Source organism: Kitasatospora aureofaciens, from assembly GCF_001188955.3.
Classification (GTDB): domain Bacteria; phylum Actinomycetota; class Actinomycetes; order Streptomycetales; family Streptomycetaceae; genus Kitasatospora; species Kitasatospora aureofaciens.
This window is the reverse complement of record NZ_JPRF03000076.1, coordinates 125,134-145,752: the sequence shown is the minus strand read 5'-3', so window position 1 is coordinate 145,752 and position 20,619 is coordinate 125,134. Positions and strand designations below refer to the sequence as shown.

18 protein-coding genes are annotated in these 20,619 nt (G+C 73.0%); 10 read left to right on the top strand and 8 right to left on the bottom strand.

Annotated elements, in window-relative coordinates; all coding sequences use genetic code 11:
* Positions 1–378 precede the first annotated feature (378 nt).
* The 4 genes from HS99_RS36075 (at position 379) to HS99_RS36060 (ending at position 5,997) form a co-directional block, all read left to right on the top strand.
* Positions 379–1,584, top strand: a complete 1,206-nt coding sequence (locus HS99_RS36075; RefSeq protein WP_030552462.1) for a cytochrome P450 — start codon at positions 379–381, stop codon at positions 1,582–1,584.
* A gap of 344 nt (positions 1,585–1,928) precedes the next feature.
* A complete protein-coding gene (locus HS99_RS36070) occupies positions 1,929–2,984 on the top strand; it encodes a type III polyketide synthase (RefSeq protein ID WP_030279847.1) in 1,056 nt (351 codons plus the stop codon).
* Positions 2,985–3,283: 299 nt separating this feature from the next.
* Positions 3,284–4,150 (top strand): DUF1259 domain-containing protein, encoded by an 867-nt coding sequence (locus HS99_RS36065; protein ID WP_223886128.1) that lies wholly within the window; start codon positions 3,284–3,286, stop codon positions 4,148–4,150.
* Positions 4,151–4,527: 377 nt separating this feature from the next.
* Entirely contained in the window at positions 4,528–5,997 is a 1,470-nt protein-coding gene (locus HS99_RS36060) for a multicopper oxidase family protein (RefSeq protein WP_030279851.1), read from the top strand.
* A 270-nt stretch (positions 5,998–6,267) separates the two neighbouring features.
* On the opposite strand, the gene HS99_RS36055 is transcribed toward HS99_RS36060, so the two are convergent.
* Complete coding sequence (locus tag HS99_RS36055; RefSeq protein ID WP_030552464.1) at positions 6,268–7,218, bottom strand: pseudouridine synthase; 951 nt, start codon at positions 7,216–7,218, stop codon at positions 6,268–6,270.
* 108 nt (positions 7,219–7,326) lie between these two features.
* Here HS99_RS36055 and HS99_RS36050 point away from each other — a divergent pair, with 108 nt between their 5' ends.
* Positions 7,327–8,418, top strand: coding sequence for a PP2C family protein-serine/threonine phosphatase (locus HS99_RS36050; RefSeq protein ID WP_037828450.1), 1,092 nt, complete (start codon positions 7,327–7,329; stop codon positions 8,416–8,418).
* Between the two features lie 134 nt (positions 8,419–8,552).
* Complete coding sequence (locus tag HS99_RS36045) at positions 8,553–8,942, top strand: DUF3224 domain-containing protein (RefSeq protein WP_030279854.1); 390 nt, start codon at positions 8,553–8,555, stop codon at positions 8,940–8,942.
* A 27-nt stretch (positions 8,943–8,969) separates the two neighbouring features.
* Here HS99_RS36045 and HS99_RS36040 read toward each other — a convergent pair whose 3' ends face one another.
* The gene (locus tag HS99_RS36040) at positions 8,970–9,749 is read right to left on the bottom strand and encodes a poly-gamma-glutamate hydrolase family protein (protein ID WP_046385424.1); all 780 of its coding nucleotides are present in this window, start codon (positions 9,747–9,749) and stop codon (positions 8,970–8,972) included.
* Between the two features lie 275 nt (positions 9,750–10,024).
* Here HS99_RS36040 and HS99_RS36035 point away from each other — a divergent pair, with 275 nt between their 5' ends.
* Complete coding sequence (locus tag HS99_RS36035; protein WP_063737998.1) at positions 10,025–10,855, top strand: DUF5995 family protein; 831 nt, start codon at positions 10,025–10,027, stop codon at positions 10,853–10,855.
* Here the strand turns inward: HS99_RS36035 and HS99_RS36030 are convergent.
* Positions 10,816–12,255 carry a GuaB1 family IMP dehydrogenase-related protein gene (locus tag HS99_RS36030; protein WP_030279857.1) on the bottom strand — a complete coding sequence of 480 codons (1,440 nt, stop codon included), beginning with the start codon at positions 12,253–12,255 and terminating at the stop codon, positions 10,816–10,818. The genes HS99_RS36035 and HS99_RS36030 overlap by 40 nt on opposite strands.
* A 305-nt stretch (positions 12,256–12,560) precedes the next feature.
* Here HS99_RS36030 and HS99_RS36025 point away from each other — a divergent pair, with 305 nt between their 5' ends.
* Together HS99_RS36025 and HS99_RS36020 are read left to right on the top strand one after the other, a co-directional pair.
* Complete coding sequence (locus HS99_RS36025; protein WP_094742915.1) at positions 12,561–14,054, top strand: SDR family NAD(P)-dependent oxidoreductase; 1,494 nt, start codon at positions 12,561–12,563, stop codon at positions 14,052–14,054.
* A gap of 24 nt (positions 14,055–14,078) precedes the next feature.
* Positions 14,079–14,531 (top strand): nucleotide triphosphate diphosphatase NUDT15, encoded by a 453-nt coding sequence (locus HS99_RS36020; RefSeq protein WP_046385422.1) that lies wholly within the window; start codon positions 14,079–14,081, stop codon positions 14,529–14,531.
* Positions 14,532–14,576: 45 nt separating this feature from the next.
* Here the strand turns inward: HS99_RS36020 and HS99_RS36015 are convergent, their stop codons facing one another.
* Genes HS99_RS36015 through HS99_RS36005 form a run of 3 tightly spaced genes read right to left on the bottom strand, consistent with a single transcriptional unit; the run spans position 14,577 to position 18,015 of the window.
* On the bottom strand, positions 14,577–16,811 hold the full coding sequence (locus HS99_RS36015; protein WP_030552468.1) for an FtsX-like permease family protein: 2,235 nt from the start codon (positions 16,809–16,811) through the stop codon (positions 14,577–14,579).
* Positions 16,808–17,494, bottom strand: coding sequence for an ABC transporter ATP-binding protein (locus HS99_RS36010; RefSeq protein WP_030279861.1), 687 nt, complete (start codon positions 17,492–17,494; stop codon positions 16,808–16,810). Before HS99_RS36010 ends, HS99_RS36015 begins: the two co-directional genes overlap by 4 nt.
* Positions 17,491–18,015 carry a PadR family transcriptional regulator gene (locus HS99_RS36005; RefSeq protein ID WP_030279862.1) on the bottom strand — a complete coding sequence of 175 codons (525 nt, stop codon included), beginning with the start codon at positions 18,013–18,015 and terminating at the stop codon, positions 17,491–17,493. The genes HS99_RS36010 and HS99_RS36005 overlap by 4 nt, the downstream gene beginning before the upstream one ends.
* Positions 18,016–18,376: 361 nt before the next feature.
* On the opposite strand from HS99_RS36005, the gene HS99_RS36000 reads away from it, so the two are divergent.
* Positions 18,377–19,033 carry an Rv1733c family protein gene (locus HS99_RS36000; RefSeq protein WP_141763883.1) on the top strand — a complete coding sequence of 219 codons (657 nt, stop codon included), beginning with the start codon at positions 18,377–18,379 and terminating at the stop codon, positions 19,031–19,033.
* Positions 19,034–19,036: 3 nt separating this feature from the next.
* Here HS99_RS36000 and HS99_RS35995 read toward each other — a convergent pair whose 3' ends face one another.
* Positions 19,037–19,714, bottom strand: a complete 678-nt coding sequence (locus HS99_RS35995; protein WP_046385421.1) for a YoaK family protein — start codon at positions 19,712–19,714, stop codon at positions 19,037–19,039.
* A gap of 113 nt (positions 19,715–19,827) precedes the next feature.
* A complete protein-coding gene (locus HS99_RS35990; RefSeq protein ID WP_030279865.1) occupies positions 19,828–20,562 on the bottom strand; it encodes an MgtC/SapB family protein in 735 nt (244 codons plus the stop codon).
* Positions 20,563–20,619 lie beyond the last annotated feature (57 nt).

Sequence of the window (20,619 nt, the reverse complement as noted above, 5' to 3'; positions counted from 1 at the left end):
GCCCCCACGATCGCGCCGCGTGGCCGGGCCGCGGATCGGCCACCGGGCCCGGGACCCCGTCGTTCGTTCGGCCTAGTACTGCCAGGGTTCTCGTACCCGGGTTCGGCTCACCGGCTCCGCCTCGTCCTTCGTGGTGACTGACGCGGGCCTGGTCCGGCCGGACGGGACGCCGCACCCGGTGGTTGTGCCCTCCAGGTCGTCCTCGGTCAGACCGCCGTCCACGGGGCACGGGCGCCCCCGCCACTGATCAGCCCGGATGAATTACCGGCGGTGCGGCGTCTCCACCGGTGTGTGCGGCCGACCGATCGGGTACCGGTGGTCAGTCCATTCCGTCCGCCTCACCCGTCCGGCCCGCACGGCCCAGACCCGGAGGTCCGCATGTCCACCGACTCCAGCGCGCGGAGCTGCCCGTTCGACTTCGCCGAAGCCCTTGAGTTCGACCCGATCCTCCGGCAGCTCATGAACGACGCACCGGTCAGCCGCATCCGCCTGCCCTACGGCGAGGGGGAGGCTTGGCTGGTCACCGGGTACGACGACGTACGCACAGTGACCACTGATCGGCGTTTCAGCCGCCACGCCATCGTCGGCCGGGACTTCCCGCGCATGACTCCCGAGCCGATCGTCCAGGCCGAGGCGATCAACGTCATGGACCCGCCCGCCAGCGCCCGCCTGCGCAGCCTGGTGTCCAAGGGCTTCACAGCCGACCACATCGAGCGGATGAGGGACCGTACCCAGCACGTGGTGAACGAGCTGCTGGACCGGATGCGGGACCAGGGTCCCCCCGCCGACCTGATGGAACACCTGGCCCACCCGCTCCCGCTGATCACGATCTGCGAGGTCCTGGACATCCCCGAGAGCGACAGCGCACAGCTGCGCGCCAACGCCCGGACGATGATGAACATGGACCTGGACAACAAGCCGGCCGCGGTGCGAGCCAAGGCCGACCTGCGGGCGTACTTCGCCGAGCTGACGGCCGAACGGCGCAGGAACCCCGGTGACGACCTGATCAGCGCGCTGGCCACGGCCCGGGACGGGGACGAGGTCCTCGACGAGCAGGAACTCACCGTGATGGCCATGGTCCTGCTGATCACCGGCCAGGACACCACGACGTACCAGCTCGGCAACCTCTCGTACACCGTCCTCACCCGGCCGGACGTGCGCGCCGTCCTGCGCGAACGGCCCGAGATGCTCACCCAGGTGATCCATGAGATGCTGCGGCTCATCCCGTTCCGCAAGGGCGTCGGCATCCCCCGGGTGGCCCTCGAGGACGTGGAGCTGAGCGGGGTGACGATCCCGGCGGGGGACATCGTGCACGTCTCGTACCTGACCGCCAACCGGGACGCCCGCAGGTTCGAGCGGCCCGACGAGCTGGACCTGGAGCGGACCGGCCCGTCCCACATGACCTTCGGCTGGGGCGCGCACCACTGCCTCGGCGCACCGCTGGCCATCACCGAACTCGAAGTCGCCATCGGGACCCTGCTGGAGCGCTTCCCCAGGATCGCGCTGGCGAAGCCGGCCGCGGAGCTGGCGTGGAACACCTCGTCGATCTGGCGCTATCCGCTCGGGCTGCCGGTCACCTGGTGACGGCGCCGCACGCCCCGGCGCTCGCCCGCCGCCACCTCGCTTCCGGCTTACCGCGCACCTCGGCACGCACCTCGCAGTGTGCGGGTCGAGGTGCGTGCCGGACCCACCTTCCATAGATTGGGCTGACGTGGCCCGAACCGACTCGCGGTCGGCGCAACCACCCGCTCAGCGAGCATCCGATCCTCGCTCTGCCGACTCGTCCGCCGCGCTTTCGGGCCCCGCCCGGTGAGTCCCGCCGCCGCGCCGGTCCCCATGTGTCCGGCTACAGCGGCTGCCGTCGAGTGCTGGAACTCCCCGCCCCGCCGGGGGCTCACCGGGAACTCCGCCCGTCTGGAGGAAGTCCCATGGCCGTTCTGTGCAAGCCGGCGATAGCTGTGCCGGAGAACGTCATCACCAACGAGGAAACCCTCGAACTGGCACGCAGGCTCCACCACGACCATCCCCAGCTCGATCTGGCGTTGCGCCTCATCAAGAACACCGGGGTGCGGACGCGGCACCTGATCCAACCCATCGACGTGGTGCTGAAGCACCCGGGCTTGGACGAGCGCAGCGCCATCTTCGAGGCGGAGTCCAAGGCCCGCGTCCCGGAGGTGGTGGTCAGGGCCCTCGAAACAGCCCAAGTGGAGCCGTCCCAGATCGACCTGATCGTCTACGTGTCGTGCACCGGCTTCATGATGCCGTCGCTCACGGCGTGGCTGATCAACAAGCTGGGCTTCCGGCCGGAGACCCGGCAGCTGCCGATCGCGCAGCTGGGCTGTGCGGCCGGCGGCGCGGCGGTGAACCGGGCTCATGACTTCTGCTCGGCCTACCCGGGCGCCAACGTGCTGATCGTGGCCTGCGAGTTCTGCTCGCTGTGCTACCAGCCCACCGACCTGGGCGTGGGGTCGCTGCTGTCCAACGGCCTGTTCGGCGACGGGCTCGCCGCCGCCGTGGTCCGGGGCGAGGGTGGCACCGGGATCCGGCTGGAGCGCAACGGCTCGTACCTCATCCCGAACACCGAGGAGTGGATCTCCTACGCGGTCCGCCCCACCGGATTCCACTTCCAGCTGGACAAACGGGTGCCAGGGACGATGGAGCCGCTCAGCCCGGCCCTGCGTGCGGTCGCCGAGCAACACCAGTGGGACGTGGGCATGCTGGACTTCTACATCATCCACGCCGGTGGTCCGCGGATCCTGGACGACCTGAGCCGCTTCCTGAAGGTGCCGCCCGAGGCGTTCCGCTTCAGCCGAGCGACCCTCACGCAGTACGGCAACATCGCCAGTGCGGTCGTGCTCGACGCCCTGGCCAGGATGTTCGACGAGGAGTCGGCCCTCGACGGCCACCACGGGCTGATGGCCGGGTTCGGCCCGGGTATCACCGCCGAGATGTCCCTGGGCACCTGGGCCTCGCCCGGTTCCTGACCACGAAGTCGAACCGTTCCCCCATCCGATCGTTCGTCCGGCCGCCGGCACACCCCTGGCGGCCGGCCCGGACGGGAGCCGGCCCCCGCGCCGCCGGAGCACGACGCGGGGACCGGCTCCCGCCCTCGCTCCGGGCTCTGGAGGTGCCTGTGAAGACCGAAGACGCGACCCCCGGGAACCCTGTTCCCCCCGCCCTACCGCGACGACCGCTGCTGGCGGCGGCCGGACTGATGCCAGTGCTGGCCGGTCTGGTGGGGGCTGCGTGCACGACGTCGGCCGCGGCCCATGGTTCGGGCGGCATGGGGCCCGCCCCCACCCCGGTGACCACCAGCGAGGCGGACTGGAGCGACGTCGTGCGCGCTCTCGGCCGCCCGGGCGGCCTCATCCGCTCGACCTACCACCACACGCCCTTCCCGCGGCACGACCTGCACGTGGTGAGTCGCGGCGTCGTCATCACCCCCGGGCTCGCTCTGGGCTCGCACGCCTCCTTCGCCCGGTACGACGACGGCAGCACCCTGATGATGGGCGACCTGGTGGTGACCGCGGAGGAGCTGCCGGCGTTCACCGACGCGCTCCAGGCTCAGGGGATCGCCCTGACCGCCCTCCACAAACACCTGCCGGGGCAGCGGCCGGAGGTCTGGTGGACCCATGTCTGCGCACACGGCCACGACGCCGTGGCGCTGGCCCGCGGCCTGCGGACCGCGCTCGACCGCACCGGCACGCCGGCACCGCGACCGCACCGACCGCACCGACCACACCGACCCCTCGATCTGGACACCGCCGGCATCGACGCCGCACTGGGTGCTGCGGGCAACAGCAGCGAGGACGTCCATTCGTGCATCTTCCTGCGCCGCGAGACCGTCGTCGACGAGGGGCACGTCCTGCCACCCGGCCTGGGCGCGACCTCGGCCTTCAACTTCCAGCCGCTCGGCCGGGGACGGGCCGCGCTCAGCGGCGACCTCGCCATGGTCGCCACCGAGGTCCAGGAGGTCCTCGCGCTGCTGCGGCGGGGAGGCATCGAACTCGTCGAGCTCCACAACCACGGCCTGACGGACGAACCGCGCCTCTTCTTCATCCACATCTGGGCCGAGGGCGATGCCGTGGACCTGGCCAGACGGGTCCGTCCCGCGGTCGCGGCCACCAATGTCGTACCGGCCACCACCTGACCGACCGGTGGGGATTCCCGGCCTTCTCCGTCGGGTCCGACGCGTGTCGGGCCCGACGCGCGCGGCCGGACGCCCAGCCCGCGCCAGGCGCTCGCCGCCGCACGAGTTGGCCACCGAACGTCCCGGGAACGCCGGCCGCCCCGGGGATGCCGGGGTTCACGCGCGGATGCGGTCGCGGTGCAGAGCGCGCGAAGCCCGCTGATACTGAGCCAGCGGGGCGGTTACCGAGCGCGGCGTGAGCCGCACGGTCAGCCACCGTCAGGCCCGCGCCCCCTCATGTGCGCGGCAGCCGCTGGGCGGGGCGGCCGGCGACCACGGCCGGCGATCATCTGCCCGGCGGCACACCGACCGCCGGGTCCCGGACAGAGAGACCGAGGATGCTGAACCGACGAAACCTCCTCAGGGCCGCCACCTTGGGCGGCCCGGTGGCCCTCTTCCCATGGGGCCTCATACCGAACCTGGCCCAGACCGCGCCAGCCGCACCGACGGCCGCTCAGGCCCGCTCGGGAGCCAGGGGGCGGGCCGCCCGGATCGTCCCCTTCGCCCACGCCATGCAGGTGCCCCCGGTGCTGAGCCCGGTGTCGCGGACGGATTCCTCGGACCTGTACCAGCTCCGGATGGCCGAGACCGAGGTGGAGATCGTCAAGGGGCTGCTGACCACCGTCCGGGCCTTCGGCGGCTGCTTCCCGGGGCCGACCATCCGGGCTGTCAAGGGCCGGGAGGTGGTGGTCCAGCAGACCAACGACCTGGACGTGCACACCTCCGTCCACCTGCACGGCGGCCACGTCCGGTCGCAGTACGACGGCCTGCCGATGGACCTCGTCGAGCCCGGCGAGACCCGCGAGTACCGCTACCCCAACGAACAGGTGGCCGCCTCGCTCTGGTACCACGACCACGCGCACGGGCTGGAGGCCGAGAACGTCTACCGGGGCCTGGCCGGCGCCTACCTGCTCAGCGACCCGCACGAGAGCGGCCTGCCGCTGCCGGGCGGCGAGTACGACATCCCGCTGCTGATCCGGGACGCCCGGATCGAGACGGACGGCAGGCTGGTCTACACCGACCCGTACGAGTGCCCGCACATGCTGGTCAACGGCAAGGAGCGGCCCTACTTCGAGGTGGCGGCGCGCAAGTACCGGCTGCGGGTTTTCAACGTCTCGCCCAACCGCCACGTATCGCTGCGCTTCGCCGACGGCGCGCCGTTCACCCAGATAGCCTCCGACGGCGGACTTCTCGCCGGCCCGGTGGAGTTGCACGAGCTGACCCTGGCCGGCGCCGAACGCGCCGAGATCGTGGTCGACTTCGCCCGCTACCCGGTCGGTGAATCGGTGGTGCTGGAGAACACGGCCGCGCTGGAGACCGAGCGGCCCGAGGTGCTGCGCTTCGACATCACCCGGACGGCCGAGGACCGCAGCCGGGTACCGGACGTCCTGGCGACCCTGCCGCCGATCCCGGAGGCGACGGTGCACCGGGACTTCTGGCTGACGACCTTCCCTGACACCAGGATCAACGGGCGCAAGTACGACCCGGACCGGACCGACGTGCGGACCACCGTCGGCACCAGCGAGATCTGGACGATCCACAACCACCTCACCCGCCGGCCGGCCGGGGTCTTCCACGCCCCCCACTCCTTCCACACCCACCTGGTGCGGTTCCGCGTCCTGGACCGTGACGGGGAGCCGGTCGGCCCGGCCGAGGCAGGGCTGAAGGACACCGTCGCGATCCATCCGGGCGAGAGCGTCCGGATCGCCATGACCTGGGGCGAGTACCCGGGCGAGTACGTCTATCACTGCCACCACCTGGTGCACTCCTCGCACGGCCAGATGGGCCGGATCGACGTGCTGCCCTGAGCACCGGGAGGCCGCGCCGAGGAGTCGGACGAGTCCTTCGCCGGCGCATCCCCGTCCTCGTCCCCGGACGCCCCGGCGTCCGGGACCGGCCGGCGGCAACGCGGTGCCACAGCCGGCACCACCACCGGCACCGCGTCGCCCTCCGGGTCAGCCCCCGTCCGGGATCCCCCTTAGCTGCCCGTGATCACGGTGGCCCCGTCGTTCGCCGAATCCGGGGTCCGTGATCGAACTCCCGTCCCCGGGCGGTCGGGAGGAGTTCGAGGACGGACACTAGGACGCGCCGAGGGCCCAGCCCTCGGGGTCGGTCCAGGCGGCCAGGGTGCGGCGGCTCTCGAAGCGGCGCTCGCGGCCGGTCAGGGGGTCGGTGAACTCGACGACGGAGGAGAGCAGCTGGAGCGGCCGACGGAAGTCGTCCGGGGCCGGTTCGGTCAGCACCACCGGGTAGACCGGGTCACCGAGGATCGGCACGCCGAGGCCGCACATGTGCAGCCGCAGCTGGTGGGTGCGTCCGCTGAGCGGGCGGAGGCGGTAACGGGCGAGGTTGTCGCGGTGTTCGAGCAGGTCGATCCCGCTCTCGCTGTTCGGCGGGGCGTCGACCTCACGGGCGGCGATCACGCCCCGTTCCTTGACGATGTGGCTGCGGACGGTGCGTGGCAGGCTCAGCGCCGGGTCGTAGCGGGCGACGGCCTGGTACTCCTTGCGGACCAGCCGATCGCGGAAGAGCGTCTGGTAGGCGCCGCGGTCCTGCGGCCGGACCACGAACATGGCCAGGCCGGCGGTGAGCCGGTCGAGCCGGTGGGCGGGGCTGAGCGCGGGCAGGTCGAGGGTGTGCCGCAGCCGGGACAGCGCCGTCTCGACGACGTGCCTGCCGCGCGGGGTGGTGGCCAGGAAGTGCGGCTTGTCGACGACGACCAGGTGCTCGTCCCGGTGCAGTACCTCCAGCTCGAACGGGACGCGGACCTCGTCCGGCAGGTCCCGGTAGAACCACAGGTGCGCGCCGGGCCGGAAGGGCGCGTCGGGCGCGACCGGCCCGTCCTCGCCGACGATCTCCCGCCCGTGCAACGCCGCGTCGATCCGCTCGGCCGCCACCGTGGGCAGCCGCTCGACCAGATGGGCACGAACGGTCCGCCAGGGCCCCTCGGCCGGGAGCCGCAGGTGCACCGGGTCCACGCCGTTGCGCTGCGGGAGGGGGGAGGCCGGGCGGCGGCTCTTGCGTCTCATCTCGCCGCCCAGCCTAGTCGGGTACGCCCGGCCGTCTCCCGTCCGAGGTGCCGCCTGCGGGGGCACGGACCAGAGTGGACCCTAGGACCGCTCTGCCCTGGAGGACGCGTGACCGCCGACGACGGCCCGGCCGGTGTGCCGCCGCTCCATCTGCCGCGACGCACCCGGCTGCTCCTGTACGGCGCCATCGCGCTGCTGGTCGGCGCCGTCGTGGCCGATCTGGTGACCGGCCCCGGCACTACGCTCTCCCCCGTCCTCGCGGTAGCGCCGGTGCTGGCCGGAGCGACCACCCGGACGGCCCGGGTGCCGCTGATCGCCGGGGCGATCGCCGTCCTCGCGGTCGGGCTGCTGGAGACCACCAACACCGACCTACCGACCGAGGTGCACGTCACCGCGCTGATCACGGTGCTCGCCGCGACGTTGGCCAGCGCCGCCAACGTCGTCCTGGTGGCGGCCCGGGAGCGGCAGTTGTACCAGGTCCGGACGGTGGCCGAGGCGGCGCAGCGGGCCCTGCTGCGACCGCCCGCCGGGCGGATCGGACCGCTGAGACTGGCCGTGCGGTACGTCGCGGCGGCCGCGGAGGCACGGATCGGCGGGGACCTGTACGCCGTAATGGAGACGCGTTTCGGGGTGCGGATCCTGCTGGGGGACGTGCAGGGACACGGGCTGCCGGCGGTGGAGACGGCGGCGGACGTGCTGGGCGTGTTCCGGGAGGCGGCACGGACCGAGCCCGACCTCACCCGAGTGGCGGAGCGGATGGACGCGGCGCTCGCCGCGCGGTCTGAGGACGGGCGGTTCACCACCGCGCTGCTGCTGAACGTGGCGCCTGACCGGGACACGGTGACGATCGTGAACTGCGGCCATCCCGACCCGCTGCTGCGCCGCGGGGGCAGGGTGAGCGATCTGGAGCCGCCATTCCCTGCGCCGCCGCTGGGCCTGCTCGGTCTGACCGGCAGCGGCTACCCGGCGGGCCGCTTCGAGCCGCGGCTCGGCGACCTGCTGCTCCTGCACACCGACGGCGTGTCCGAGGCCCGGGACGCCGAGGGCCGGTTCTACCCGCTGGCGGAACGTCTGCCCTGCCTGCCCGCGGGAAACCCGCAGGACCTGCTGGACGCCCTGCTCGCGGATGTCCGCGGCTGGGTCGGGGAGGCCGGACTGGCCGACGACGCGGCCCTGCTGGCGCTGCTCTGGGAGCAGTGAGGCCCCGCACCGGCGGCGGGCGACGGGCTGGGGCGCGACTGTCAGTACCGTGTGCCAGGCTTCACGCAGGTCGACGATCTGGCGACCGTCCGCCGCGACGGTGCGGACGTACGGGCCGACGAGGGGAGCGTGTCATGGGTGCGGTGGCGAGCGGGTCGTTCGAGCTGACGGCGTTCGAGCCGGTGGAGACGGAGGAGCACGAGGGCGCCTCCTTCGGGCGCGTCAGGATCGCCAAGACCTTCACCGGCGGGCTGAACGGGCGCAGCGAGGTGCGGATGCTGTCCGTCGGCGGCGCGTCGGGCGGGCCCGCCTCGTACGTCGCGGTGGAGCACGTGACGGGCGAACTGGACGGGCGCGCCGGCTCGTTCGTGCTCCAGCACGCGGCCTGGGACACCACCGGGGTGACGATACGCGTGGTGCCGGGCACGGGGGCGGGCGGGCTGGCCGGAATCACCGGCGAGTTCCGGTTGGCCGTCGACGAGTCCGGCACCCACACCTACGTGCTGGAGTACGAGCTGGGCTGACGTCCGCCGCGGCGGGCGGGCGGTGGCTCACGCGTACCGGATCGGCTGGGTCGCCTCCTGGCGCTGGATCGCGGTCCGGACGGCCGTGACGAAGCTCCAGAACAGCGGCAGCGTGTTGGCTCCCGCGTCGGCCCGGGCGTTCCTGGTCGGGGCGAACATCGCGGTCCGCAGCTCGGTGGTCAGCTCCAGCTGGGCGCCCGTGCCGAGCAGTGTGCGGTTGCAGATGTTCTGTGGGTCGTCTCCGGCGAGCTGCTGCCCACCGGAGACGTTCACGGCCCGGATGCCCGCTGCGGCGAACTCCTCCATCAGGTACAGGCGGAGGCCGTGGTTCAGGCCGCCGAGCAGCACCGCCCGGGTACCGGCCTCCAGGCCGGCCGTGGCGGTGGTGCAGCCGTGCAGCGACAGCACGTTGAGGCTGTCGGAGCACATCGCGCGGGCGACGGTGTCGTCGCAGTGGTTCGAGCTGACGTGCAGCGCGCGGTTGCCGGAGGAGCGCAGACCCTCGAACATCCAGTAGTCGTGCACCGGCCCGGTGGCCGGGGTCGGGGCGAGGTCGGCGGGGTGGTAACCGGCGACGGCCAGGCACAGCTGGGAGGTGCCGCCCTCGATTCCGCCGCCGTGCGGGGCGACGACGGTGGTGCGGACGAAGGCCGTACGGCCCTGCGGGCACTGGTTGTCCAGGTGCCGGCGGTAGCGGAGACCGTAGTCCACGCCCTCGGCCAGGGTCGGGTCGGCGTACAGAGCCGCGTTGGAGGGGTACAGGTCGGCGGCGATCCGGGTACGGCGGGTGATCGGGATCGGAACCATGGCAGGAGGTGGGGATGTACGGGGCAGGCGAGGCACAACCGCGGAGCGCCGCCCGGGTTCAGGTTCACGCCGCTTCGAAGCGGCGTCGGTCGGCCTGATCGTGTGACAGCGGCTCGACGAACGCGCGCCGCGCCGACAGGCATATCTCCACGCTGCCACGATGATGCGATCAGTGCACGATCAGCCTCGGAGGGTGGCGTATGCCCGGTACAGCGACGGCCCGAGCGGTGACGGCCCGGGCGGTGACAGCCCGTACAGCCACGGCACGGACACCGGTGACGATCGAGGAGGTGGTCGACCGGCTGCGGGAGATCGCGGCGGCCCTGCCCCTCGCCGACGGGGTGGCGGTCTTCAACCGGCTCTACCTCACCGTCACCGAAGCGGTCCGTGACCGGCTCGCGGACGGGTACTTCGCCGACCCGCCGGCGATGGCCGAGCTGGACGCGGTGTTCGCCGGGCGGTACCTGCTGGCCGTGGCCGCCGACGGGGCCGGGCAGCAGCCGCCCGCCTGCTGGCGGCCGCTGTTCGCGCTGCGCGCCCACCCGGGCGTGCATCCGCTGCAGTTCGCGCTGGCCGGGATGAACGCCCACATCCAGCACGACCTGCCGCTGGCGGTGGTGGACCTCTGCCGCCGGCGGGGCTGTGAGCCCGCCGACGTCGAGCGGGACTACCACCGGATCAACGGGGTGCTGGCCGAGGTGGAGTCGGTCGTCCGGGAGCAGTTGCTGCCCGGGCCCGAGCTGCTGGACTGCGCCGAGCCGCTGACCCACCTGCTGGGGGCCTGGTCGGTCGAGGCCGCCCGGGAGGGGGCCTGGTCCGCCGTCCGGGCCCTCTGGGAGCTGCGCGGGCTCCCGGCCGCCACCGGGGCTTTCACCGCGGCGCTGGACGGCTCGGTCGGCCTGCTCGGCCACGCCCTGCTGCTGCCGCTGGTGCCGTACGAGCGCTGCGCCGGGAGAACCGGGCAGAACGAGCAGCACGGCAGGAGCGACGACGCCCCCGGCACGACCGCGGCCGCCCGGCTCCCCGAAGCGGGGTGCCGGGCGGCCGCCGGGACGGGCGCGGGCGATCAGGCCCAGCTGGAGTGCAGCGGCTTGCCCTCGGCGTAGCCGGCCGCGCTCTGGATGCCCACGATCGCCTTCTCGTGGAACTCCTCGAGGCTGCTGGCGCCCGCGTAGGTGCAGGAGCTGCGCACACCGGCCACGATCGAGTCGATCAGGTCCTCCACGCCCGGGCGGGCCGGGTCGAGGAACATCCGGGAGTGCGAGATGCCCTCCTCGAACAGCGCCTTGCGGGCCCGGTCGTACGAGGAGTCCTGGGCGGTGCGGTTGCTCACGGCACGGGCCGAGGCCATGCCGAAGCTCTCCTTGTACTGGCGGCCGTCGGCGGTGGTCTGCAGGTCGCCCGGGGACTCGTAGGTCCCGGCGAACCAGGAACCGATCATCACGTTGGAGGCGCCGGCGGCCAGCGCCATGGCGACGTCGCGCGGGTGGCGCACACCGCCGTCGGCCCAGACGTGCTTGCCGAGCCGGCGGGCCTCGGCGGCGCACTCCAGGACGGCGGAGAACTGCGGGCGGCCGACGCCGGTCATCATCCGGGTGGTGCACATGGCGCCCGGGCCGACGCCGACCTTGAGGATGTCGGCGCCCGCCTCGACGAGGTCGCGGACACCGGCGGCGGAGACCACGTTGCCGGCCACGATCGGGATCTGCGGGTCCAGGCCCCGCACCGCGCGCAGCGCGCTGATCATGCTCTCCTGGTGGCCGTGCGCGGTGTCGACGACCAGCACGTCCGCGCCGGCCTCGATCAGCGCCTTGGCCTTGCCCGCGACGTCACCGTTGATGCCGACGGTGGCGGCGATCCGCAGCTTGCCGTTCGCGTCCACGGCGGGGGTGTACAGGGTCGCGCGCAGCGCGCCCTTGCGGGTGAGGAGGCCGACCAGCTTGCCCTCGCGGTCGACGACCGGGGCGAGCTTGCGGTGGGCCTCGGTGAGCTTGTCGAAGGCCGCGCGCGGGTCGATGTCCTCGTCCAGCACCAGCAGGTCGCGGGACATGATGTCGGCGAGGCCGGTGAAGCGGTCGACGCCCTGGCAGTCGGACTCGGAGACCACGCCGACCGGCTTGTCGTCCTCGACCACCACGAGGGCCCCGTGGGCGCGCTTGTGCAGCAGCGAGAGCGCCTCGGCGACGGTGGCGCCGGGGGTCAGGGTGATCGCGGTGTCGACCACCAGGTGGCGCCGCTTGACCCAGGAGATGACGTCGGCGATGACCTCGGTCGGGATGTCCTGCGGGATGGCGACCAGGCCGCCGCGGCGGGCGACGGTCTCGGCCATCCGGCGGCCGGCTATGGCGGTCATGTTGGCGACGACCAGCGGGATGGTGGTGCCGGTGCCGTCGTTCGAGGAGAGGTCGACACCCTGCCGGGAGCCCACGGCGGAACGGCTGGGGACCATGAAGACGTCGTCGTACGTCAGGTCGTACGAGGGCTTGAGGTCGTTCAGGAAACGCATGAATGGGCTCTCTGGCTGGGAGAAATTACACCTCGGGTGCGGGTGCGGCAGGGCCGCCGGGGCGCACTCGGGCGCCCTGCACCCAGCATTCGATTCTCCGTGAGCACCGGCTCAAAAGCCAGTTCGAGGAGCATTGCTGGGGGTGTGCACAAACCATGATCAATGCTTCGCGTGTAGACATGGACGAACCTCCAAACGCCCTGGCCCGCCCTCCCCCACGTCGGTCTTTCGCCCCGGACCGGGCCGCTCCCGTAGCATTCACGCGGTAACGGCGAGGCGACTGGGAAGCGGCAGCGGGCGTGAGCATCGAGCAGACGGACATCGAACAGGGTCAGAACGAGGAGGAGATCGACTACGGTCCCGGCCTCGACCCCGAGCGGCTGCGGCTCTGCCTGGAGGTGCTCGCGGACCTCGACGAGCTGCACGTCGACCACCCGGACGCGATCACCGTCCGCAAGGCGGTCGGCGGCATATTCCGGACGCTCAAGCAGCGCCGCCGCCAGGAGACCCGGGCCCGCAAGACGGCGAACGACCGCGAGGTCACCGCCCGCACCGCCACCGGCGCCCCGACCCGGATCGACGACGAGACGGCCGGCGCCTTCGGCCTGACCACCGTCACCACCACCGAGATCGCCGGCATCCTGGAGCGGCCGCGCTCCTGCTACACCTGCAAGACCCGCTACGTCGAGGTCGACGCCTTCTACCACAACCTGTGCCAGAAGTGCGCTGTCCTGAACCGCTCCCGCCGGGACGCCCGGGCCGACCTCACCGGCAAGCGCGCGCTGCTGACCGGCGGCCGGGCGAAGATCGGGATGTACATCGCGCTGATGCTGCTGCGCGACGGCGCCCACACCACCATCACCACCCGGTTCCCCAACGACGCGATCCGCCGGTTCAAGGCGATGCCGGACAGCGCCGAGTGGATCCACCGCCTCAAGATCGTCGGCATCGACCTGCGCGACCCGGCGCAGGTGATGGCCCTGGCGGACGAGGTCGCCGCGGACGGCCCGCTGGACATCCTGATCAACAACGCCGCGCAGACCGTGCGCCGCCCGCCGGAGTCCTACCGCGAGCTGGTCAACGCCGAGTCGGCCCCGCTGCCGGCCGGCGAGCTGCCGCAGGCCACCACGATCGGCCGCTTCAACAGCGGCACCGTCGACCTGCCCGCCCTCCCCCGCCAGGCGAGCGGCGGCGAGCAGCGGCTGGCCGCCGAGGACGTCACCTCGCTCGCCCTCGTCACCGGCTCCGCCACCCCGGCCCGGATCGAGGCCGGCACCGCGATCGACGCCGGCGGCCTGGTGCCCGACCTCGCGCCCACCAACAGCTGGGTGCAGACCGTGAGCGAGGTCGGCCCGGTCGAGCTGCTGGAGGTCCAACTCTGCAACTCCACCGCGCCGTTCATCCTGATCAGCCGACTGCGCCCGGCGATGGCGGCGTCCGCGTCGCGCCGCAAGTACGTGGTCAACGTCTCCGCGATGGAGGGCGTGTTCCAGCGCGGCTACAAGGGCGCCGGCCACCCCCACACCAACATGGCCAAGGCCGCGCTCAACATGCTGACCCGCACCAGCGCGCAGGAGATGTTCGAGACCGACGGCATCCTGATGACCGCCGTCGACACCGGCTGGATCACCGACGAGCGGCCGCACCCGGACAAGATGCGGCTGGCCGACGAGGGCTTCCACGCCCCGCTGGACCTGGTCGACGGCGCGGCCCGGGTGTACGACCCGATCGTGCGCGGCGAGGCCGGCGAGGACCTGTACGGCTGCTTCCTCAAGGACTACGAGCGCGGCAACTGGTGACCGCCCGAAGGAGATGACGGCGAAGTGACGACCGCACCGGTGCTCGGCGCCGGGATCATCGTGCCCACCGGGGACGGCCGGGTGCTGGTCGGCCGGCGCACCACGACCGGCGAGCCGCCGACCTGGAGCCTGCCCGGCGGCAAGGTCGACCCGGGCGAGTCCTTCGAGCGGACCGCGGCCCGTGAACTCGCCGAGGAGACCGGCATCGTGCTGCCCGCCGAGGCGATGCGGGTGCTCGCCGTGCACCTGGACCACGAGCTCGGCCGGCCACGGCTGACCGCCGCCGTACTGGCGCCGCCCAGCCTGGCCGAGGCGGTGGTCACCGAGCCGCACGCCTGCGCCGGCTGGGAGCGCTTCCCGGTGGACGCCCTGCCGGAGCCGATGTTCTACCCGTCCGCGCTGGTCCTCGGCAGCTGGCTGCCCGGGCTCGACGGCGTGCGGCGGGAGGGGACGCACGGCTACCCCGTCGCCCGCTGATCCGCGGGCGGCGAGGTCACCGCGTCACCAACTCCGGTGCGGAGTTCAGCCGTTGCGGGCCGACTCCGGCCCGGTGATCCGCCCGAGAAGCGGCAGCGTGGAGGCGATGATCGCCAGCGATGCGGCCAGCCCGAAGCCGACCAGCCCGAAGTACGTCAGGCCGGGCGACACCAGGTCGTAGCTCATCTGGGCTTTGAGGAACATCGCCGCCGCAGCGAAGCCCGTCCCGATCGCGAGCGCCGACACCGCCAGCAGTGGCAGCGCGCTCTCCAGTCCGACCACCCTGCGCAACAGTTGCAGTGGCGCGCCGGTCAGTCGCAGCATCGCGAACGGGCGCCTGCGGTCGGACAGTCCGGCCACCACGCTCACCGCGAGGCTGCACCCGGCGATCGGCAGGGTGGTCAGCAGCACCACGTTCGCCAGCTGCCGCCAGCTCTGGAGCTTCTTCTGCCCCTCGGAGGCCCAGTCCTCGGCCAAGCGGGGCTCGTAGGTGGGAAACTCCTTCATGAACAGGGTCCGCAGCTGTTCCTTGGCCGTCTCGGAGCCGTCGGTGGTCGCGTAGAGCATCCGCACCGGGAGCTCGGCCACCTCGGCCCCGGAGATCGCCGCGGCCGGCCACTCGTGCCCGCTGCTGTCCGTCAGGTCGACCAGCTGGTAGGGGTCGACCGCCGCGACGGCGGCTCCGGGCGCACAGTGGCCGATCACGGGGATCCGCGCGAGTTCCGCGCAGTCGACCAGGCTGGGCACCATCCGCCGCTCGCCCTGCTGGAACGCGCCGATCCGGGCCGGGTTGTCGTGGATCAGGGCGATCCCCTGGAACCCGGGAACGGCCCGGGCCCGGGCCAGCACCCGGTCGGGCACGGAGGGCAGCGTGACCGCGTCCTCCTTGTTGCCGAACGGGACGTCCACGATCGCCTTGCGCACCTCGGGGGCGCCGTTCAGCGTGCTCTGGTTGGCGTTGATGGTGCCCATGATGGCCAGGGTTCCGGTGGTCACGAACAGCGCCAGCACCAGGCCGGAGACCGAGCGGAAGCCCGCCCTCGGGTCGTCCGAGAGGCGGCGCATCGCGATCAGTGAGGCCGGCCGGCCGGTCCGCCGGGCCACCGCCTGGGCGGTCGCCATGGTGAGCCACGGACCGGCGGTCATCAGACCGAGCATCACCAGCACGAAGCCGGTCAGGTACGCCGCGGACTGCCCGTTGGTGGTCGCCGGCTTGCTGCCGACGAAGTAGCCGAGCTCGGCGAGGCCGGCCACCAGCGGGATCAGCCGCCAGGGGCTCGGCGGCTTCGGGGTGACCCGGCGGGAGACCCCGAGCGGCGAGATGGTGACCCGGCGCAGGGCGAACCGGGCCGCGAGGGCCGCCGCCGCAGGCACGCCCAGCACCGTCACCGCGACCTGCGGCAGGGTCAGGCTCAGGTCGGAGGCGAAGAAGCGGTCGCCGGTGAACGGCACCTCGGCCACCACCGGTTTCAGCGCGAAGTACAGACCGAAGCCGACGGCCGTGCCGATCACCGCGGCCACGGTGGACTCGACGGCCGACATCACCGACACCTGTCCCGGCGTCGCGCCGACCAGGCGCATCGCGGCGTAGCGCTGCTCCCGGGTGGCTGCGGACAGCCGGGTCGCGGTACCGATGAAGATCAGCACCGGGAAGATCAGCGCGGCGGCCACCACGGTGAGCACCAGGACCATCCGGTCCCCGTGCACGCCCGCGCCGTAGCAGGCGGACTCGCAGTCGGTGGGCAGCGCGGTGGCGACGCCGGTGACGGTGGTGGCCCGCGGCAGCGCCCCGACCTCCTCCACGGTCCGGCCGACGACCACGGCCAGGCTGTCCGGGGAGGGCAGCCCGTCGTCGCCGAGGGTCCCGGCGAGCCGCCCGGGGAAGCGGTCCCCGAGCTCCACGGCCGGGGTGTCGCGCATCAGCTTCTCCAGCGCGGGCGAGGCGTAGTACTCGCCGGGCGCGGGCAGTCGGCCCAGGCCGGGCACCACCGGCGAGTTGGGCCCGGTCGGGGCGAGATCGGCCCGGAAGACGGTCTTACCCCGGTAGTAGTCCACCCGGGCGCCCCACCAGAGCGGGTCCGCCGAGGTGGCCGCCGTCGCGCCCTGGACGCCCGTGTTCATCCAGACCTGCCGCTCGTTGGCGCGGTCGATCGCGTTCATGCTGGAGAAGGTGGACAGCAGCAGCCCGACCCCGATCGCGACCGCCGCCGCGATCATCAGTAGCCGGGCCACGGCCTCCCGGCCGCCGCTGAAGGCGAGCCTGAGCGCGAAGGGGATCACGGGGCCACCGGTCCGGCGGAGAGCGTACGGGCCTGGCCGTCGCGGACGATCGCCTCGCGGTCGGCGTAGGCGGCGACCCTCGGCTCGTGGGTGACCAGGATGACGGTGGTGCCCTGCTCCCTGGCCGCGGCGACCATCAGCTCCATCACCTGCTCGCCGGTCAGCGAGTCCAGCGCGCCGGTCGGCTCGTCGGCGAACAGCACCTGCGGACGGGCCACCAGGCCGCGGGCGAGCGCGACGCGTTGGGCCTGACCGCCGGACAGCTCACCGGAGCGGCGGTTCTCCATGCCGTCCAGACCGAGCCGGGCGAACCAGGGGCGGGCCTGGGCCAGCGCGGCGCCCCGGCGCACGCCGTTCAGCAGCAGCGGCAGGGCGACGTTCTCCTCGGCCGTCAACTCCGGAACCAGCTGGCCGAACTGGAAGACGAAGCCGAACTGGTCCCGGCGCAGGGCGCTGCGTCGCGCCTCGCTCATGCTGTCCAGGCGCTGCCCGTTGAACAGCACCTCGCCCGCGTCGGGCACCAGGATGCCCGCCAGGCAGTGCAGTAACGTCGACTTGCCGGAGCCGCTGGGGCCCATGATGGCGAGCACCTCGCCGGCTCCGACGGACAGGCTGGCCCCGCGCAGAGCGGGCGTTTCGCCGAAGGCGAGGGCGAGGTCGCGGGCCTCGATCACCGGGGTCATGCGCGCACCTCCGCGGCGAGCGCGTCGAGCCGGGCGACCGTGAGGTCGATCCAGCGCAGGTCGGCCTCCAGGTGGAACAGGCCGTGGTCGGCGAGCAGGGCGTCCACCAGCGGTCCGCCGCGGCGCAGTTCGGTGAGTTCGCGCATCCGGCGCAGGTGGGCGGCGCGCTGGGTGTCCAGGTACTGCTCGGCGTCGCGGCCGAGCATGAGGGCCAGCACCACCTTGGTGAACAGCACGGACTGCAGGTTGGGTTCGGGCGCGACCGGGTCCCGGAGCCAGGTCTCGAACTCGGTCGCCCCCGTCTCGGTGATGACGTAGCGCTTGCGCTCGGGCCCGTCGCCGGGTTCGGCCTCACCGGCCATCACCTTGCCGTCGCGGGCCAGCCGGCCGAGGGTCGCGTACACCTGGCCGTACGGGAGGGGCTTGCCCCGGCCGAAGAGGGAGTCGTAGTCGCGCTTGAGGTCGTAGCCGTGACTCGGCTCCCGCTCCAGCAGCCCGAGGAGGGTCAAAGGAACACTCATGGGGAGGACCATACACCAGGGATATACACCGAGTGTATATCTGCGAAGGGTACGGAGCCGACCTGGCGAAACGTCAACTCGCTGCAAGCGGAGGGCAGGAGGCGGCCGCACGACCGCCCCCTGCTCCGCACCACCGGCCGGAACCCCCACGGTCCGACCGGGCCGACGCCGCGCCCAGGCACGGGGGCGCGACCGGACCCCAGCCTGCCCGCCCTGGGGGCGGCTGCCGAGGGCCGAACGTCCCGGGTGATCAGGGCCCGAGGTGCTACGAACGCGCACCACTCTTGTGCGAGGGGGGCGATCGGGTGGAAATTGGGTGACGAAACCCCGTACGCGCCCGCGTCCTTGAGGAGACCTCAGCGTGTCCAGCACATCCCGCCCGGCCAGGCCCGCGTCGCTCCCGCGGCGAACCGGCCGAGGGCTGCGGCGGGCCTTCGGTGCCCGGCACGAACCGTTGGCCCGCCCCCTCGACCGGGCCCGCGCCCGCGCCTGGCTGCTCACCGTCCTCGGCGGCTTCCTCGCCACCGCCCTCGCCGTCGGCGGAGCGCTGCTGTTCTACCGCTCCACCGCGCCGCAGGCGGACGCCGACCGGGCCCGGCTGCACCGGGTCGACGCCGTGGTGACGGCGGCAACCGAACACGGCGTCACCACCGGCAGTCGCTTCTCCGGCGGCTACGGCAGCCGGGTCGACGCCGAGGCCTCCTGGACCTACCCCGGAGCCACCCGGCACACCGGCATCGTCCAGGCCCCGCGTGCGGCAACCACCGGAACCGTCGTCCCCATCTGGGTCGACCCCGCCGGGAACGCCAGCACTCCCCCGGTCGACCGCGGCGCCCTCGCCGTCTCCGCCGCCTGTACCGGCACCGGCGCCCTCCTCACCCTGTTCGCCTTCCTCGCCTTCGCCCTGCGCCTGCGCCTGAACGTGCTCGACCACCGCGCCGAGGCGGAGTGGACCGCCGGCTGGGCCCGCCTGGAACCGCTCTGGAGCGGCCGTGCGGGCAACCGCCTGGAGGACTGAACCTCAGCGCCGTCGCGTCCAGGCCGGCGCCGGGTTCGGCCTGGCCGCGTGGTGGGTGAGGGCGGCGACGGCGACCAGCAGGGCGAAGGCCAGGGCCAACGCGACGGGGACGGAGGCGTGGAGGACGAGCAGGGCGCCGAGGAGGGCGCCGGCGAACATCCAGACCGCCGAGGCCAGGCGGCGGGAGCCGGTGAGGTCCGCGGCGAGGGCGGTGAGGGTCATGGTGAGCACGGTGGTGGGCAGGTCCGGGACCTTGAGCGAGCGGGCCACCGCGTTCTGCCCGCCCATGGCGAGGGCCAGCAGCCCGATCAGGGTGTAGCGGGCCGACTCGGAACTGTGGCCGACCGCGGCCGCCAGGAGGACGCTCACGGCGACGAAGACCGCCTGGACGGCGATGGCGACGGTCAGCAGGCGGCCCCGGTGGCCGGGCAGGTGCCGGGAGAGGTGGCCGCCGGCCAGAGCGCCGAGCAGGAACGCGGCCAGGGCGGCCAGCGAGGCGGTGGCGGACAGTCCGGGGGCGCCGGCCAGGGCGAAGCCGAGGAACACCACGTTGCCGGTCATGTTGGCGACGAAGACGTGCCCCAGCGCCAGGTAGCTGACCGCGTCCACCACCCCGGTGACCACGGTCAGCACCAGCAGCATCGGCACCAGCGGCCCGTGCTCGGGGTCGACTTTCAGCATCGGGCCTCCCGGAAGGTTCGTGTGACGGTCCTTCCGTTCTACACCGACAGGCCCTGGGGCCCGTCTCCGAACTCCTGTCGTCCGCCCCGCGGACGCGAGTTCGAAGGCAGACCCTACGCCAGCGCCGGGTTGCCCGGCTCGTCCGACTCGTCGTCCAGGTGCCAGTGGAGGTCCCGTACGCCGGGCTCCAGGGACAGCCGGGTGACGACCTGTTCGAGGGCCGGGGCGACCTGGCCGTTGATCGCCACGGTGGCCCGCAGGCTGGTGGCGTCACCCTGGTCGGTGCGGCGGGCGCGCAGGCCGGTGGGGGCGAGGCCGGAGGCGGCCAGGGCCTGGAGCAGCAGGGCGCGGATGTGGGTCTCGGACTTGCGGTCGCACTCCAGGTGGACGGTGGCCCGGGAGGTGGAGTCCGGGTCACTGCCGGCCTGCGGGGCCCGGTCGAGCAGCCGCCCGGCGGGGCGCAGCACCAGGTGGACGGCCAGCACGGCGAGGGTGCCGAGGACGGCGAGGTCCAGCTTGCCGGAGGCGGCCAGCACCCCGACGGCGGCCGAGCACCACAGGGTCGCGGCGGTGTTGAGGCCGCGCACGCCGGCGCCGTCGCGCAGGATGACGCCACCGCCGAGGAAGCCGATGCCGGAGACGACGTAGGAGGCGACCCGGGTGGGGCTGCCGGTGTCGCCGACGGCCTCGCTGTACAGGACGAACAGGGTGGCGCCGGCGGCGACCAGGGCGTTGGTGCGCAGGCCGGCCATCCGGGCGCGCCACTGGCGTTCGACGCCGATCAGCGCGCCGCAGGCGACGCCGGTGGCGAGCCGGACCAGGAACTCGACGGTGGTCAGGGTGTGCACGACGGCACCTCCTCCAGGTGGTCCGCGAAGGACTCGCGGAGGTCGCGGGGACCGCGG

Excerpts from the sequence above, each read along its gene's own strand:
- HS99_RS36065 (WP_223886128.1), top strand. The coding sequence starts at position 3,284 with ATGGGGCCCGCCCCCACCCCGGTGACCACCAGCGAGGCGGACTGGAGC.
- HS99_RS36040 (WP_046385424.1), bottom strand. The coding sequence starts at position 9,749 with ATGGTTCCGATCCCGATCACCCGCCGTACCCGGATCGCCGCCGACCTG.
- HS99_RS35995 (WP_046385421.1), bottom strand. The coding sequence starts at position 19,714 with ATGCTGAAAGTCGACCCCGAGCACGGGCCGCTGGTGCCGATGCTGCTG.
- HS99_RS36060 (WP_030279851.1), top strand. The coding sequence starts at position 4,528 with ATGCTGAACCGACGAAACCTCCTCAGGGCCGCCACCTTGGGCGGCCCG.
- HS99_RS36005 (WP_030279862.1), bottom strand. The coding sequence starts at position 18,015 with ATGAGTGTTCCTTTGACCCTCCTCGGGCTGCTGGAGCGGGAGCCGAGT.
- HS99_RS36030 (WP_030279857.1), bottom strand. The coding sequence starts at position 12,255 with ATGCGTTTCCTGAACGACCTCAAGCCCTCGTACGACCTGACGTACGAC.
- HS99_RS36075 (WP_030552462.1), top strand. The coding sequence starts at position 379 with ATGTCCACCGACTCCAGCGCGCGGAGCTGCCCGTTCGACTTCGCCGAA.
- HS99_RS36070 (WP_030279847.1), top strand. The coding sequence starts at position 1,929 with ATGGCCGTTCTGTGCAAGCCGGCGATAGCTGTGCCGGAGAACGTCATC.
- HS99_RS36010 (WP_030279861.1), bottom strand. The coding sequence starts at position 17,494 with ATGACCCCGGTGATCGAGGCCCGCGACCTCGCCCTCGCCTTCGGCGAA.
- HS99_RS36045 (WP_030279854.1), top strand. The coding sequence starts at position 8,553 with ATGGGTGCGGTGGCGAGCGGGTCGTTCGAGCTGACGGCGTTCGAGCCG.
- HS99_RS36055 (WP_030552464.1), bottom strand. The coding sequence starts at position 7,218 with ATGAGACGCAAGAGCCGCCGCCCGGCCTCCCCCCTCCCGCAGCGCAAC.